Raw genomic sequence first — 15,835 nt, 5'->3', positions numbered from 1 at the left:
TCAGCTCACCTCCAGCGTCGGTACGACGACGGCCGGCGGCACCACGCGGACGAAGCGGTCGCGTCGCGCGACAGGCTCGCCCTGGGTGCCGCGCGGGCCGGCGATCTTGCTCGCGGCGATCTCGAGCGTCTTGCCCTTCTCCGTCTCGACCGTGAGCGCGTCGTTCGGCCCGAGGGCGAGCGCGGCGCCGACCAGGCGCTCGCCGTCGGCGACCCGCATGACGACCGAGCCCTTGCCCGCGCCGGAGAGCAGCGCGAGCTCCTCCACGGCGACGCTGAGCGCCCAGGCGTCGCTCGAGGCGCAGAGCACCCGATCGGCGCCGTCCACGGCGTGGACGAAGAGCACCTCGTCGCCCTCGTTCAGCTTGGCGAAGCGGCGCCCCGAGCGCGTCGAGGGGTCGCGGTGCGGCCGCAGCGAGAACCGGAAGCCGAGGCCCCCGCGCGTGATCGCGAGCGCGAACGGCGGCTCCGGCTCGGCGGAGTCCGGCGTGGGCGCGGGGACGTCGAGCGCCCTCGGGTCGAAGGAGAGCATCGCGATCATCCGCTCGCCGTCCGCCAGCTTGAACAGCTTCTGCACGGGATCGCCGTAGCCGGTCGACTGCGGCACGTCGTGGATGCGGCACACGTAGCACGCGCCGAGGTTCGAGAAGAACGCGACCGTCGACCGCGTCGAGCCGGCGACCGCCGCGAGCACGCTGTCGCCCTCGCGGATGCGCGTCGAGGAGAGATCCTTCACCTCGCGCACCCGCTTCACCCAGCCCTGCGCCGAGAGGATGACGTTCGCGTCCTCGGCCACGATGAAATCTTCCGCCTGGTACTCGGGCTCGTCGATCGAGCCGACCACCTTCGTGCGGCGCTTCTCGCCGTAGGAGCCCTTGATCTCGACGAGCTCGTCGCGGACGATCCCCCAGCGCTTCGCCTCGCTCTTGAGCAGCCCCTCGATCCGCTTCGCCTCGGCGCGCTTCTCGGCGAGATCCTTCTGCACGAGCAGGATCTCGAGGCGCGCCAGCCGGTAGAGCTTGAGCTCGAGGATCGCGTCCGTCTGCTCCTCGCTCAGGGTGAAGCGCTTCATCAGCTTCTCGGCCGCGTCGGCCTTGCCCTCGCTCTTGCGGATGATCCGGATCACCTCGTCGAGCGCGTCGAAGATCTTCTCGAACCCCTCGAGGATCGTGATCCGCCGCCGCAGCTCGCCGAGCTCGAACTCGAGCCGCCGCGTCACCGTCGCGTAGCGGAAGTCGAGGAACTTCGTCAGGATCTCGTGCAGGCCGAGCCGCCGCGGCGCGGCGATCTCCGCGTTGTCGGTGGGCACGAGGCAGGTGAGGTTGACCTGCACGTTGATCGCGAGCGGCGTCTGTTTGTAGAGGTACGCCATCACGAGCTGCGCGTCGGCGCCGCGCTTGAGCTCCATCACGATGCGCACCTCGCCGGTCGACTCGTCGCGCACGTCCACGAGCGTCGGCAGCTTCTTCGAGAGGATGACCTCGGCGATCTTCTCGACGATCGCCTTGCGCTCGATCCCGTACGGGATCGAGGTGATCACGATCTGCGGCGCGGCGCCGCGCTTGCCGTCGCCCTCTTCCAGCTGCCACTCGCCGCGCAGCTTCAGCGAGCCCTGGCCGGACGCGTAGACGGCCTCGAGCTCCTTCTTGGTCGCGTGCAGCTGGCCGCCCGTCGGGAAGTCGGGCCCCTTCACGTACGACAAGAGCCGCTGCGTGGTGAGCTCGCGGTTCTCGATCAGCGCGACGCACGCGTCGATGACCTCGCCCAGGTTGTGCGGCGGGATGCTCGTCGCCATCCCGACCGCGATCCCCTGCGAGCCGTTCACGAGCAGGTTCGGGAAGCGGGACGGGAGGACGATCGGCTCGAAGCGGGTGCCGTCGTAGTTCGGCCGGAAGTCCACGGTGCGCTGGCCGAGCTCGCTGAGCAGCTCCAGCGCGAGGGGGCGGAGCTTCGCCTCGGTGTAACGCATCGCCGCCGGCGCATCGCCGTCCACGGAGCCGAAGTTCCCGTGGCCGGCGATGAGCGGCGCCCGCATCACGAAGTCCTGCGCCAGCCGGACCATCGCGTCGTAGATCGCGACGTCGCCGTGCGGGTGGTACTTGCCCATCACGTCGCCGACGACCGCGGCGCTCTTCCGGTACTTCGCGTCCGGCCCGAGGTGCAGGTCGTGCAGCATCGCGTAGAGGATGCGGCGCTGCACCGGCTTCAGCCCGTCGCGCACGTCGGGGAGCGCGCGCGACGTGATGACGCTGAGCGCGTAGTTCAGGTACCGGCGCTGCGCCTCTTCGGCGAGCGAGGTGTCGGGCGCCGGGGGCGGCGGGGGCTCGCTGTCGCCGGGCCGGCCGCCTCGGCGGCCCTTGCGAGGCGCCTCACCGTCGGACGGAAGGGAGGGGGTTCGAGACACGCGTTACTCCAGGGAGTGCTCGGGCACCGGGTTGAACAGGTGCTCCGATGTTCAGGTGAACGCTGGCGAGCCTCGGCAATTACCCAGGGGCTCGCGCTCGGTCAAGGCTGCCTCGCGGGAATTTCTGGCTGCGCGTGCTCGCCTGCGCTCGCGCGGCCCCTGGCATAGCGTCAGATCGCCGAGAGATCGACCCGCACGCAGGGGTCGCGGCGGCGACCCGTCGGCGACGCCCTGTTTTCGGCGTCCGCCCTTGAGACTCACGTCGCGCTGGGCTACGGGGTGGCGCCTTGTACGCGACAGGCACCCGTCCAATGCTTCGCCTCCCCGGCCGCTGCCTGCGGCTCGTCTGGCTCGGCCTCTTCCTGGTGTTCGTGGCGGCAGCGGCGATGCGGCCCCGGCTCGCGGCAGCTCAGGTGCCCGGAGGAGCTCCGGGCGCGCAGCCGCCCGGGGGCGGCGCCACACCGTCCCCAGCCCCGGCCGGCGCCGCTCAGCCGTCCGCCCCGCCCAACGCGACCGGGGCGGTCCAGCCTGGCGCCGGTACACCTGCGCAGGTTGCCGCCGACACGGCCGAGCCGACGCTCGACGTGGCGCCCACGGAGGCCGAGCTCGCCCGTGGCCAGCCGGTGACCCAGGTCACGGTCGCTGGCAACCGGCGCGTCTCGACCGAGGACGTGCTCGTCTACCTGGGGCAGACGCGGGTCGGCAGGCCGTTCACCCCGGAGGGGCTGGCGCGCGACGTGCGCGAGCTCTGGGACTCCGGTCTGTTCGATGACGTCGAGGTCGACCTCACCCGCCGCGACGACGGGGTGAGCCTGCGGGTGCTCGTCCGGGAGCGCCCGAGCATCAAGGCCATCGAGTTCTCCGGCAACAACGAGATCGACAGCGAGGACCTCACCGAGGCGCTCTCGGTCGAGATCAAGACCGGCACGATCCTGAGCTACGCGGCCATCCGCCGCGGCGTGCAGAAGCTCCGCGACAAGTACGCCGAGGAGGGCTACTTCCTCGCCGAGGTCAGCTACGAGGTCAAACCGGAGCGGGAGAACCAGGTCACCCTCAAGTTCACCATCAAGGAGCACGCGCCCGTCACCGTCCGGCGCATCACCTTCATCGGGAACCACAACATCCCGGACGAGGAGCTCCGGGAGGTCATGCTCACGGGGAACGGGGGCTTCTTCGCCTTCGGCACCGGCGGTCCGTTCCGCCAGGACGCGTTCGAGCGCGACGTCCTCGTCATCAACGCCCTCTACTACGATCGCGGCTTCCTCGCGGTGCAGGTCGCGACCCCCAGGGTGATGCTCACGCCCGACCGCACGGGCATCGAGGTCACGCTGACGATCAACGAGGGGCCTCGCTTCCGCATCCGCTCGCTGCGCGTGTACGAGCGGGACGCCGACGGCCGCGAGATCGAGCCGCTCGGCGGGCGCCGGGCGCTGCGCGAGATGGTGCGGGCCAAGCCGGGCGACTGGTTCAACCGCGCCGAGCTGGCGAAGGATCTCAGCGCGATCCAGACGCTGTACCGGGACGCCGGCTACGCCAACGTCGAGGCCGTGCCCGAGACCCAGCCCGATCCGGACCGGCGGGAGGTCGACATCTCCGTCGGCATCCGCAGAAACCAGCTCGTCTACTTCGGGCGCATCGAGATCCGCGGCAACACGAAGACGCGGGACAAGGTGATCCGCCGCGAGATGGAGGTGGAGGAGCGGCAGCTGTTCAGCGAGACGAAGCTCGAGCGGTCGAAGCAGCGGATCACGGCGCTCGGCTACTTCGAGCGGGTCGACATCTCCACCGAGCAGGGCGAGGACGACCAGCACATCAACGTCAACGTCGACATTGGCGAGAAGCCGACGGGCACCTTCCAGATCGGCGCCGGCTTCTCGAGCGTGGAGAGCTTCATCGCGACGGCGCAGGTCCAGCAGGCGAACCTGCTCGGGAGCGGCCAGTCGCTCTCGCTCCAGGCGCAGATCTCGGGCCTGCGGCGCCTCGTCGACATCCGGTTCTTCGAGCCGTACCTGTTCGACAGCCCGTTCTCCGCGTCGGTGAGCGTCTACAACCAGCTGCGGGCCTACAAGGAGTTCTCGCAGACCTCCACGGGCGGCTCGATCACGATCGGCTACCCGCTCATCGAGCCGGAGCTCCGCGCCCAGCTGACGTACACGCTGGAGAACGACGAGATCTCGTCGTCCACGTCCACCGGCCTCGGCACGGCGGACCCGCGGTCCACGTTCCAGCGGCTCCCGCTCTACAACCTCTTCAACGACGGGATCACGTCCAGCATCCGCCCGGCGCTCACCTACGACACGCGCAACAACCAGCTCTTCCCGACCTCGGGCATCTACCTGCAGGGCTCGGTGGAGCTCGCCCACAGCGCGCTCGGCAGCCAGAACGAGTTCCTGCGGTATCGCGCCACGGGGCGGTTCTACTACCCGATCACGGACAGCCTGGTCCTCAAGCTGAACACCGAGGCCGGCATGGTGACGAGCCCGAACCCGGAAGGCGTGCCGATCTTCGCCCGCTTCTTCCTGGGCGGCATCCTCGACGTGCGCGGCTTCGAGATCCGGGACATCGGCCCGCGTCTCCCGCTGCGCGAGTCGCTCGATCCGAACTCTGCGCCGATCGCGAACGGCGCGAACATCGGCGGCAACCTGATGTACTACCAGAACCTCGAGCTGGAGTTCCCGCTCATCGAGGCCGTGCAGATCAAGGGCGTGGTGTTCACCGACCTCGGCAACGCCTGGAATCTCGAGAAGCTCTACTGCAACGCCGCCCCAGCTTCGCCGCACGACGTCACGAACCCGTGCTTCTCGCTCGAGCGCCTGCTCGATGTCCGCACCTCGTGGGGGTTCGGCTTCCGGTGGTTCTCCCCGCTCGGACCGCTGCGCTTCGAGTGGGGCTTCCCGTTCAAGCGGCTGCCCTACGAAGAGACGTACAAGTTCGAGTTCAACATCGGCAACTTCTTCTGAGTCGCCGGGCGGCGGGCGCAGCAGGGACGTGCGTGCCTCCGGCGCGCACCGCCCGGAGGCGCGCCCGCTGGCACGGAGGCGCGCGCTGCCCGGCATCCTCGCGCCGCCAGGCGGACCCTGCCCAGGAGCGTCCTGGATGGCGCGCTGCGTGCGGCGCGCTCGCGGCGCCGGCGCCGGCGCCGGCCGCTGCGCGAATCGCGGTAAAGTACGGGGGCAGCGGGTTGCCCGGCGGGGGCGCGGCTGTTAGGTGGAAAGCTATGCGCCCGGAGCACAGCTCAATGGGGTTCCCCAAGCCAGGCAAGGCCCTGCTGGGGATGATGATCGCGGTCGGCTGTATCTGGGTGATGTTCACCCTGGGGCTCAACTGGGGAGGCGCCGGCGAAGGCGTGCTCGAGCCGTTCCTCGGCATCAGCGATCGCATCCTCCACGGCCAGGTATGGCGGCTGCTCACCGCGCCGCTCATCCACAGCCCGAGCGATCCGTGGCACTTCATCACGACGCTGCTCGGCCTGTACTTCCTCGGCACCTCGCTCGAAGAGCGCTGGGGCCCCGGCCGCACGGTGGCGTTCCTGTTCGGCTCCGCGGCCTTCGCGTTCGCGCTCCAGGTGGCGGTCGGCTTGCTCTTCCCGAGGGTGGCGTCGCCCGTGTTTTACGGCGGGCTCGGCATGATCGAGGCCGTCGCCGTCGCGTGGGCGCTCGCGCACCGGCACGCCACGGTCCGCCTCTTCTTCGTCCTCCCGGTGACGGGCACCATGCTGCTCGTCTTCATCTTCGGCCTCTCGGTGCTCAACGTCATCGCCATGCGCGCCCCCCCCGAGGGGCTGATCACGCCGTTCGGCGGCATGCTGGCGGGCTACCTCTTCGGCGACTTCTCCCCGCTGCGCCGCTTCTACCTGCGGATGCGCTTCCGGCAGCTGCAGGCGCAGTCCGCCGCGCTCCGGCGCGTCCCTGCGGCGCGCGGCCGCTCCAGCGGCGTCCCGCTCCGGGTCATCCCCGGCGGCCAGAAGGACCCGCCGAAGGACAAGCGCTACCTGAACTGAAGCGCGACGGGCGCTGCGAGCGCTGAAGCCGTCGCGGCGCGCCCCTCACGCCCCGTGAGCTCGCTCGCGCGCGTTCAGGGCGCGGAGCACCGGCGGAGCTCGTCGAGCGTCTTCGCGCGCGTGAGGCAGTCGACCTCGCCTGGATCCACCTCGGTCCCGGCGAGCTCCCGTTTACAATCGGACGTCCACTCCGACGAGAGCCGCTCGCCCTCGCTCGCGATCACCACCGCGGCTTTCCCCGAGCTCCCCGGCGCCGCCGGTCCCGATCGCTTCGCCTCCGCGGCCCACGCGGCGCGCATGGCTTCGCCGATCCTGCGGCAGTCGTCCTCGGAGAGGGTCTTGCCGCAGCCGCCGCCGAGGAGCGCGCCCGCGAGCACGAGGAGGGCCCGAGCGGCGCGGTGCGCGCCGAGGGGGCTCCCCCCCGCGCGTGCGCGCGGCTCGCCGGGGAGAGGCAGGCCGCGCGACTCGCGCGCAGCGGCTGCCTTCGGTTGCCGAGCAGGCCAGCCCACGGACTAGCTGTCGATGAAGCTCTTCAGCTGCTTCGACCGGCTGGGGTGCCGGAGCTTGCGGAGCGCCTTGGCCTCGATCTGCCGGATGCGCTCGCGGGTGACCTCGAAGTCCTGACCGACCTCTTCGAGGGTGTGATCGCTCTTCTCGCCGATGCCGAAGCGCATCCGGAGCACCTTCTCCTCGCGCGGCGTCAGCGTCTTCAGGACCTTACGGGTCTGCTCGGCGAGGTTCATGTTGATCACCGCCTCCGCCGGCGAGATCACGCTCTTGTCCTCGATGAAGTCGCCGAGGTGCGAGTCCTCCTCCTCGCCGATCGGGGTCTCGAGCGAGATCGGCTCCTTCGCGATCTTCAGGACCTTCCGCACCTTGTCGAGCGGGAGCTCCATCTTCTCGGCGATCTCCTCGGGGGTCGGCTCGCGGCCGTACTCCTGCACGAGGTAGCGCGAGGTGCGGATGAGCTTGTTGATCGTCTCGATCATGTGGACCGGGATGCGGATCGTCCGCGCCTGGTCCGCGATCGCGCGGGTGATCGCCTGCCGGATCCACCACGTCGCGTAGGTCGAGAACTTGTAGCCGCGCTTGTACTCGAACTTGTCGACGGCCTTCATGAGGCCGATGTTGCCTTCCTGGATGAGGTCCAGGAACTGGAGGCCGCGGTTCGTGTACTTCTTCGCGATGGAGACGACGAGGCGGAGGTTCGCCTCGACCAGCTCCGCCTTGGCGCGCTCCGCCATCCGCTCGCCCTCGCGGATGTTCTCGTAGGTCTCGCGGATCGCCGCGACGTCGATGTTGAGCTCCTCCTCGACCTTCTTCAGGCCCTTCTGGGCGTTCTTGATGGTCGACTCGAAGTCGTTGAGCTCCTCGCGGTTGACGTTGAGCTTCTTGGCGAGGCGACCCTCGAGGGCGCGGTTGCCCTTCACCTTGATGAGCTCGCGCTTGAGCTCGCCCTTCGAGAGCCCCGTGCGGCGCTCCAGCTCGGTCGCGCCGGCCTCCGCCTTCTCGACCTTCGAGATGAGGCTCTTCAGCTTCTGGACGATCTTGTCGATCGTCCGCTTGTTGAGGCGCATCTCCTCGAGCGTCGTCACGAGCTCGGCCGTCGCCTGCGTCACCTCGACGTCGATCTGCTTGCGGCGGACCTCGGTCTTGACGTCTTTGCGCTCCTCGAGGAGCTCCGCCTTCTTCTTGTCGACCCGCTTCACCTTGTCGATGAGGCGGATGATGCGCCGGTCGGCCTCCTCCTCGTCGAACTCCTGGTCGTCGTTCTCGGCGTCCTTGATGAGCTCCTTCACCCGGATCTTGTGCTTCCGGAGCTTCTCGCCGAGATCGATGATCTCGCGGACGGCGATGGGGGAGTCGAGGATCGCGGCGTTGACCTTCTGCTCGCCGATCTCGATCCGCTTCGCGATCTCGACCTCGCCCTCGCGGGTGAGCAGCGAGACGCTGCCCATCTTGCGGAGGTACATCCGGACGGGATCGTTCGACTTCGAGTAGTAGTCGACGTCCTCTTCCTCGCGGTCGGGCGTGACGACGAGCTTCTTCTCGCCCGCCTCCTCGTCGGCGATGCGCTTCGGCGCGATCTTCACCTGGGTCGCGCCGTCGACGATCTCGATGTCCTCGTCGCCGAGGGCGCCCACCACGTCGTCGAGCTGATCGGGCGCGACGTCCGCGGGGAGCGCGTCGTTCACCTCGTCATAGGTGAGAAAGCCTTTGCTCTTGCCGGTCTCGACGAGCTTCTCCAGGGTCTTCCGGTCCTTCTCGGACCGCTCGGCTCGGATGCCCGCGTCTCCTTTGTTGCTTGGGCGTGCCCCTCCCTCAGCGTGCCCGCGTGTCGAAGCGTGCCGCGCGCCGTTGAGCGCGCCGCCCCCCGCCGCCCTCGCGATCCCGCCTGCCCGACCGGAAGATTGCTTGGCCTTGCTCGCCATTACCTCATGCTCCACTTACGGCGACCAGCTCGCCGCGACCGACAAGACACACCAGATGATTCCGACAAACTCTAGGGATCACGCACGTCGGGCCGCCACGTAGGGGCGACACGGAACGCATCAAGGAAGACCGAGCCCCCCCGCTCTCCGCTGGAATAGATCACGCAGCAAAGCGTTTTCAGCATCGGCGTCGACCGCGCTCTTCTGGAGCTGGCTCATGACGGCTGCCTTCTGTCGCGCCAGGGCATGCCTGCTCAACTTTTGTGAATTCTCCAAGAGCGTCGCCTTGGCCGTTGAGGCCGCTTCGAAGACAGGCGAGACCAGCCGTCCAGCCGCGAATGAATGGATCGGAGCCGGGACTTGCGCAAGAAATTCGCCGGCGGCAAGCCCCATTTCAAATGTGAAATTTTGACGCGCTGTGACAATTGCAAGGGCGACCTCGCCCTCAAGGCACTCCAGCGCGAGCTGCACCTCGTCGTCGGCCAGAAGCTCGGGAAAATCCAGGATCGCGCCGAGGATCTCGAGGCTGACCTCCTGGAACTGCGCGCGTGAGCGCGCGCGCTCCCACGTCTCGGTCGTCTGTCCGGAGGGGGTCACCTCGCGGGTGGGCTGGCTCCGCGGCCGGGAGAGCGACTCCTCGACGACGCGCTCGAGCTGCCGGAGGTCGTCGGGCGAGCGGCCGCCGATCACGAGCTTCGAGGAGAGGCGATCGGCGTAGAGCTTCGCCATCATCCTGAGGTTCGGATCGTCCTCCTCGGCGAGGAGCGCGGCGACGGCGCGCACGCGGGCGAGCTGCTCGGGCAGCGATGAGCCGCCGAAGCTGTCGCCGTCGAGCGCCTCGTCGATGAGGTGCTCGAGCAGGCCGCGCGCGCCCTTGAGGATGCGGGCGACGGCGTCCGGGCCGTGCTTGCGCGCGAGGTCGTCGGGATCGACGCCCGCCGGCAGCACGGCGACGCGGGCGCTGAGGCCCGCCTCGCGGCACGGGGAGCGCGCCGCCCGCGTGGCCTTCTTGCCGGCCGCATCGCCGTCGAAGAGCAGGATGACCGCGGGCGCGAAGCGCTTGATGAGCTTCGCTTGCCCGGGCGTGAACGCGGTCCCGAGCGGGGCGATGGCGTGGCCGATGCCGCGCGCGTGGAGGGCGACGACGTCGAAGTTGCCCTCCACGAGCACCGCCTCGCCGCGCTGCCGGATCGCCTGGCGCGCCTGGTAGAGCCCGAAGAGGTGCTCTCCCTTCGTGTAGATCGGCGACTCGGGGCTGTTGATGTACTTCGCCGGCGCGCCGTCGGCCTGGGGCGCAGGGCCGCCCTTGCCGAGCGACGAGAGCTCCGCGGGGCTCGGGTCGGGCAAGGCGCGCCCGCTGAACGCGATCACCCGGCCCATGACGTCGGTCACGGCGAACATGAGCCGGTGGCGGAAGCGGTCGTAGTGGCCGCTCCCCGACGAGCGCGGCACGAGGAGCCCGACGCGCTCGGCGAGGACCGGGGAGACGCCTTGCTGCCGCAGGTAGGTGGCGAGCGCGTCCCAGGCGAACGGGGCGTAGCCGATCCGGAACGCCTGGAGGGCCTCGGAGATCGGATCGACGCCGCCATCGCCGTCGCGGAGGGGCAGACCGCGTCGCTCGAGCTCCTCGTGGGCGTAGCGCGCGAGCGGGTGGGGGCCGCCGCCCGGGCCGCCGCGGAGGCTGTGCTCGAAGAACGTCGCGGCGAGGTGGTTGACGGCGTAGAGGTCGTCCTTCGACTTGCGCGCCGCCTGCGCCTCGCGCCGCTCGGCCTCGGTCATCGACTCCGCCACCTCGATGCCGGCGCGCTCGGCGAGCGCGCGCACCGCCTCGGCGAACGTCCGGCCCTCGAGCTTCATCACGAAGTCGATGGCGCTGCCGGTCTCCTTGCAGCCGAAGCAGTGATAAAACCCGCGGTTCGGGTTCACATGGAAGCTGGGCGTCTTCTCCTTGTGGAACGGGCAGAGCCCGGTGAAGGAGAGCCCGCGGCGCGTGAGGCGCACGCTTTCGCCGATGAGCGCTACGAGATCCGTGCGCTCCTTCACGAGCGCGATCGTCTCCGGAGAGATCATGGGCTGCCTTGAGGGCCCCGGACGCGCGGGGCCCGCAGAACATCACGGGTGGACCCAGACAGCGTGGCGCGGTTCGCGCCAGCGCCTTGGCGGTGCAGATAGCTCGCGAAGCGGGAGCGCCCCCAGCCCCTCGCGGCCTGTGTGGAGAACAGTGTCCTGTGCGGCGGCCGCACGCGCAAGGCGGTAGCCGCCAGGTACGTCACTTCGGATCGGGGAACGGAGAGCCGGGCCTCTTGTGGTCCGTGAGGCTCTCGTCGGGCTGGGAGGCCTCGACCATCTCCTCGACCGACGGCGCCTCGGCGTGGTCGGCGAGGAATCGCGTGTCCTCGCGGACCATCGGAGGGGGCGGGTCGCCGATGAGCTCGAGCTCGGTGGCGAGCCACTGCTCCTCTTCGATGAGCTCGCGACGGCGCGGATCAGTCAGGTCGCCTTGCCAGTGGTCGAGCTCTGCATCGACCTCCTTCAGCCGGCGGCGCACCCGCACGACGTCGACGTCGTCCTTCATGGCGAAGCGCTCGGTGAGCAGCAGCGCGGTATCGTTGGCGACCTCGACGAATCCGTGATGGACGGCCAGGCGGTGCTCCTGGCCGTTCTGGTGATACGTCACGAGGCCGGTCCGGAGGGCGGCGAGCAGGGGCAGGTGGCCCGGGAGCACGCCGAACTCGCCGGCGACGCTCGGCGCGGTCACGTCCGTGACCTGCTCGCGCAACGCGACGCCGGTCGGCGTCACGATCTCGAGGAGGATGGTGTCGGCCATGGCCGCGTCAGGCCGCCTTTCTCGAAGCCCGAGCCTTCACCTCGTCGATGCCGCCCACCAGATAGAAGTCCTGCTCGGCGACGTGGTCGAGCTTGCCTTCCAGGATCTCTTCGAATCCCGCGATCGTGTCCTTGAGCGGGACGAGCTTGCCCTCGAGGCCGGTGAACTGGGCCGCGACGAAGAACGGCTGGGACAGGAACTTCTGGATCTTGCGGGCGCGCGACACGATGAGCTTGTCGTCTTCGCTGAGCTCGTCCATCCCGAGGATGGCGATGATGTCCTGGAGATCCTTGTAGCGCTGGAGCGTCTGCTGCACGCGCCGCGCGACCGAGTAGTGCTTCTCGCCGACGATCTGGGGATCGAGCATCGTCGAGTTCGAGTCGAGCGGATCGACGGCCGGGTAGATGCCGAGCTCCGAGATCGCGCGCGAGAGCACGGTGGTCGCGTCGAGGTGGGCGAAGGCCGTAGCCGGCGCGGGATCGGTCAGGTCGTCCGCGGGGACGTAGATCGCCTGCACGCTGGTGACGGAGCCCTTCGTCGTCGAGGTGATGCGCTCCTGGAAGGCGCCCATCTCGGTCGAGAGGGTCGGCTGGTAACCGACGGCGCTCGGGATGCGGCCGAGGAGCGCGCTCACCTCGGAGCCCGCCTGGGTGAACCGGAAGATGTTGTCGACGAACAGGAGCACGTCCTGGCCCTCCTCGTCGCGGAAGTGCTCGGCCACGGCGAGCGCCGAGAGCGCGACGCGGGCGCGCGCGCCCGGCGGCTCGTTCATCTGGCCGTAGATCAGCGCGGCCTTCGAGATGACGGGGCTGCCGTCGGCGAGCTTCGACTCGCTCATCTCGAGGAAGAGGTCGTTGCCCTCGCGCGTCCGCTCACCGACGCCGGCGAAGACCGACACGCCGCCGTGCGCCTTCGCGACGTTGTTGATGAGCTCCAGGATGAGCACCGTCTTGCCGACGCCGGCGCCGCCGAAGAGGCCGATCTTGCCGCCCTTGCGGTAGGGGGCGATGAGGTCGATGACCTTGATGCCCGTCTCGAAGACCTCGACCTTCGTCGACTGCTCGACGAACGGGGGCGGCTCCCGGTGGATGGGCGCCAGCTTCTTGGCGTGCACCGGGCCGGCCTCGTCGATCGGCACGCCGACGACGTTCAGGATGCGGCCGAGGCACTCGTTGCCGACGGGCACCATGATGGGCTTGCCCGTGTCGCGGACTTCCAAGCCGCGCACGAGGCCGTCGGTGGAGTCCATCGCGATGGTGCGCACCGTCGACTCGCCGAGGTGCTGGGCGACCTCGAGCACGAGGTTGTCGGGCTCGGCCGAGATGCTCGGGTTGCTGACCTTGAGCGCGTTCAGAATCTTGGGTAGCTGGCCCGACGGAAAATCGACGTCGACGACCGGTCCGATGACCTGGGTGATCTTTCCAACAACCATGGAGCGGGAGCCCTCCTCGTACGAGCTTTGACGAGTCGCGCGGCCCACTAGCACGGGCCTGCGCGTCCGACTAGTGGCCGCATACCAGAAATCCCGCGGAGCTTCTCGCCGATGTCTCGAGGCGGGGCGCGTGCGGCGCGAGGCCTTGTTTTCCTGGGGCGCGGCCCCATAGAGCGCGATCGCCCTCCGGTGAGGGGCGCCCGCGCGCGGCGGTGGTCAGCGGCCCTTGGCGGCGGCGATCCGCGCGAACGCCTCGACGCTGAGCGTCTCGCCGCGCGCGTCGAGCGAGATGCCGGCGTCCTTCGCGTGGCGCTCGAGCTCCTCGGACGACCAGCCGTAGAGGTGCTTCCAGGCGTTCCGGAGCGTCTTGCGGCGGGCCGAGAAGGCGGCGCGCACGGCGGCGCGGAAGGCGTCGGTCTCCTCGGCGCGCCTCGGGCGCCACGGCGTCAGGACCACGACGGCGGAGTCGACCTCGGGCCTCGGGTAGAACGCGCCGGCCCGCGCGACGAGGAGGCGGCGCACGTCGAACGCGGCCTGCACGAAGACCGAGAGCGCGCCGTAGTCGCCGCCGCCGGGGGCGGCGACGAGGCGCTCCGCCACCTCGAGCTGCACCATGAACACCGCGCGATCGATCTGGTCCGCGATGGTCGTCGCCTGCTCGAGGAGCCGGCCCGTGAGCTGGTACGGGAGGTTCCCGGCCACCGCGTGCGGGCGCGGTCGGCCGGAGAGCGCGGCGACCCAGTCGACCCGCGCGGCGTCGGCCTCGAGCAGCGTCAGCCGGCCGCCCTCGATCGGGTCGGCGAGCTGCTCGCGGAGGATCGGGACGAGGTCGCGATCGCGCTCGATCGCGACGACGTGCGCCGCGCGATCGAGGAGCGGCCGCGTGAGCGCGCCGAGCCCCGCCCCGATCTCGATCACCGCGCCGCCCGTGGGCGTCGTGGCGGCCTCGGCGATCCGGCGCGCGGCCTCGACGTCGACGAGAAAGTTCTGCCCGAACCCCTTCTTGGGGGAGAGGCCGCGCGCGCGGAGCAGCTCTGCGATCGACATCGCTCTTCCTCAGGTCTGCGGTGGGGGCGCGCCGTCGTGGGGCGCGGCCACGGTTGGGCTTGGGCTCGGCGCGGCAGCGGTCGTGGGGCGGAGCCGCACCACGCGCACGCCGGCCTTTCGGAGCACCGCCTCGCGCCGCGTCTGCGCCACTCGCGCGCGGATGAGCACGGCCTCGGCCGCGATCGGCGCGAGCTCCTGGAACGCCTTGTCCGCCGGCGTGGGGCTCCGCCGCTCGTCGTCCGCCTCGCTCTCCTGCGGCCGCGGAGGCTCCCAGGGAGGAGCGAGCCCGGGCTCTACGTCGGGGAGCGTCCACATCACGTGGACCGCCCTGCGCGAGAGCCGTCGCACCGCCTCCGAGAGCCGGCCCAGCTGCGCGTCGGCGGGCGGCGGCGCGAGGACGTAGACCATGCTCGCGCGCGGCTTCGTGCGCGCGATGTGCGTGAGCGACTCCGCGACGGTCACGGCGGGATCGCGCCGGTCCGCCTCGGACCGCGCGGGCGACTCGATGCCGTAGCTCGCGAGGTAGCGGCGCAGCGTGCGCTCGCGCTGCGAGCGCCCGAGCGGCGCCGGCGCTGAGAACGGCGCGCGCGGGCGCATCGACTCGGCGCGGGCGGCCAGCCGGTCGAGGTCGCCGCGGCGGAGATCGTCGAGGCCTCGCGCGTCGAGCGGCCTGAGGTGCTCAAGGACGCGCGCCGCGACGTCCATCTCGTCGAGCTCGCTGCGATCCGCGTCGTACGTGCCGCACCCGACGGTGAGCGCGTGCGCGATCTTCTGGCCGTGCCCAGGGCCGTGGTCGGGCGCGATCGTCACGCGAGGGCCGGGCGCCAGGATGATGAGCCCGACGCGGTCGCCGCGGCCGAGGTGCCTCGTGGCGATGGCCGAGGCCTCGTCGATCATGAGGTCGAGCGGCGCGCGGCCGAGCGGCCCCGCCCAGAGCTCCACGGCCGCGTCGACGAGGATCCAGACCACATCCCGCTCCTCGCGCTCGAACTCCCGCACGAGCAGCGTGCCCCGGCGCGCGCTCGCCTTCCACGCGATCTTCCGGAAGGGATCCCCCGGCTGGTGCTCGCGCAGCTCGCGCAGATCGTCCCCTTCGCCGCGCACGCGCCCGGGCTTGCCGGAGGCCGCGAGCAGGTGGCTGCGCCCGCCGCGCGGCTGCGTCAGGTACGGCATGAAGGGGCGCGGCAGGACCTCGATCCCGTAGGGGTTCGCGAAGGTCAGGGGCACCTCGAAGAGGCCTGGGGCGCCGTGCACCTCGAGCGCGAGCCCGTGGAGCCCGTGCTGGCCGACGCGCGGCGTGCGCACGACGACCTTCACCTTGAGGCGCCCCGAGGCCGAGACCTCTCCGCGGCTCGGCTCGATGCGGACGTCCAGCTGCGACGAGGCGATCGCGCGCAGCTTGACGTAGCGGGCCGCGAGCGTGTCGCGGTTCCGCACCTCGGCCTCGATCTCCACGGCGCCGCCGCGCGCGGATCGGAGGACGCGCCGCGAGCTGCCCCAGAGCATCTCGAACCCGGCCGCGCGGATGCGCGCCACCGACACGAGCGTCACGCCGCGGGCGAGCGCGATCGCGACGAGGATCGCCCCGCCCCAGCCGACGATCGCCGGCTCGCGCGCGATGAGCCCGGCGCCCATGACCGCGACGCCGGCGATGGCCAGGTGGGCGGCGGTGCGCGTGGGGTAGAGCTGCATGG

At 70.4% G+C, this 15,835-nt stretch carries 10 protein-coding genes; 2 read left to right on the top strand and 8 right to left on the bottom strand.

What is annotated here, in order from left to right; genetic code table 11:
• On the bottom strand, positions 1-2,403 hold the full coding sequence (locus WMF20_RS26405) for a DNA gyrase/topoisomerase IV subunit A (RefSeq protein WP_437604715.1): 2,403 nt from the start codon (positions 2,401-2,403) through the stop codon (positions 1-3).
• A 311-nt stretch (positions 2,404-2,714) separates the two neighbouring features.
• On the opposite strand from WMF20_RS26405, the gene bamA reads away from it, so the two are divergent.
• Together bamA and WMF20_RS26395 are read left to right on the top strand one after the other, a co-directional pair.
• Positions 2,715-5,363 (top strand): outer membrane protein assembly factor BamA, encoded by a 2,649-nt coding sequence (bamA, locus tag WMF20_RS26400; RefSeq protein WP_437604713.1) that lies wholly within the window; start codon positions 2,715-2,717, stop codon positions 5,361-5,363.
• 278 nt (positions 5,364-5,641) lie between these two features.
• Entirely contained in the window at positions 5,642-6,403 is a 762-nt protein-coding gene (locus tag WMF20_RS26395; RefSeq protein ID WP_437604712.1) for a rhomboid family intramembrane serine protease, read from the top strand.
• Positions 6,404-6,477: 74 nt separating this feature from the next.
• Here the strand turns inward: WMF20_RS26395 and WMF20_RS26390 are convergent, their stop codons facing one another.
• From WMF20_RS26390 to WMF20_RS26360, 7 genes are all read right to left on the bottom strand, one after another.
• Positions 6,478-6,780: a hypothetical protein gene (locus WMF20_RS26390; RefSeq protein WP_437604711.1), complete on the bottom strand. Its 303-nt coding sequence runs from the start codon at positions 6,778-6,780 to the stop codon at positions 6,478-6,480.
• Positions 6,781-6,915: 135 nt separating this feature from the next.
• Positions 6,916-8,835, bottom strand: coding sequence for an RNA polymerase sigma factor RpoD (gene rpoD, locus WMF20_RS26385; protein ID WP_129577014.1), 1,920 nt, complete (start codon positions 8,833-8,835; stop codon positions 6,916-6,918).
• Between the two features lie 120 nt (positions 8,836-8,955).
• Entirely contained in the window at positions 8,956-10,905 is a 1,950-nt protein-coding gene (dnaG, locus tag WMF20_RS26380) for a DNA primase (protein ID WP_437604710.1), read from the bottom strand.
• A 199-nt stretch (positions 10,906-11,104) separates the two neighbouring features.
• Entirely contained in the window at positions 11,105-11,662 is a 558-nt protein-coding gene (gene atpC, locus WMF20_RS26375) for an ATP synthase F1 subunit epsilon (RefSeq protein ID WP_437331313.1), read from the bottom strand.
• Positions 11,663-11,669: 7 nt separating this feature from the next.
• Positions 11,670-13,094: a F0F1 ATP synthase subunit beta gene (gene atpD / locus WMF20_RS26370; protein WP_129577011.1), complete on the bottom strand. Its 1,425-nt coding sequence runs from the start codon at positions 13,092-13,094 to the stop codon at positions 11,670-11,672.
• Between the two features lie 216 nt (positions 13,095-13,310).
• Positions 13,311-14,141 (bottom strand): 16S rRNA (adenine(1518)-N(6)/adenine(1519)-N(6))-dimethyltransferase RsmA, encoded by an 831-nt coding sequence (gene rsmA / locus WMF20_RS26365; RefSeq protein ID WP_129577010.1) that lies wholly within the window; start codon positions 14,139-14,141, stop codon positions 13,311-13,313.
• 9 nt (positions 14,142-14,150) lie between these two features.
• Positions 14,151-15,833 (bottom strand): DUF58 domain-containing protein, encoded by a 1,683-nt coding sequence (locus WMF20_RS26360; protein ID WP_437604709.1) that lies wholly within the window; start codon positions 15,831-15,833, stop codon positions 14,151-14,153.
• Positions 15,834-15,835: the final 2 nt, after the last annotated feature.

Origin of the sequence: Sorangium sp. So ce834 (assembly GCF_051521425.1) — a bacterium.
GTDB lineage: Bacteria > Myxococcota_A > Polyangia > Polyangiales > Polyangiaceae > Sorangium > Sorangium cellulosum_D.
The sequence above is the reverse complement of the archived record's forward strand: the minus strand, read 5'-3'. Positions and strand labels throughout refer to the sequence as shown.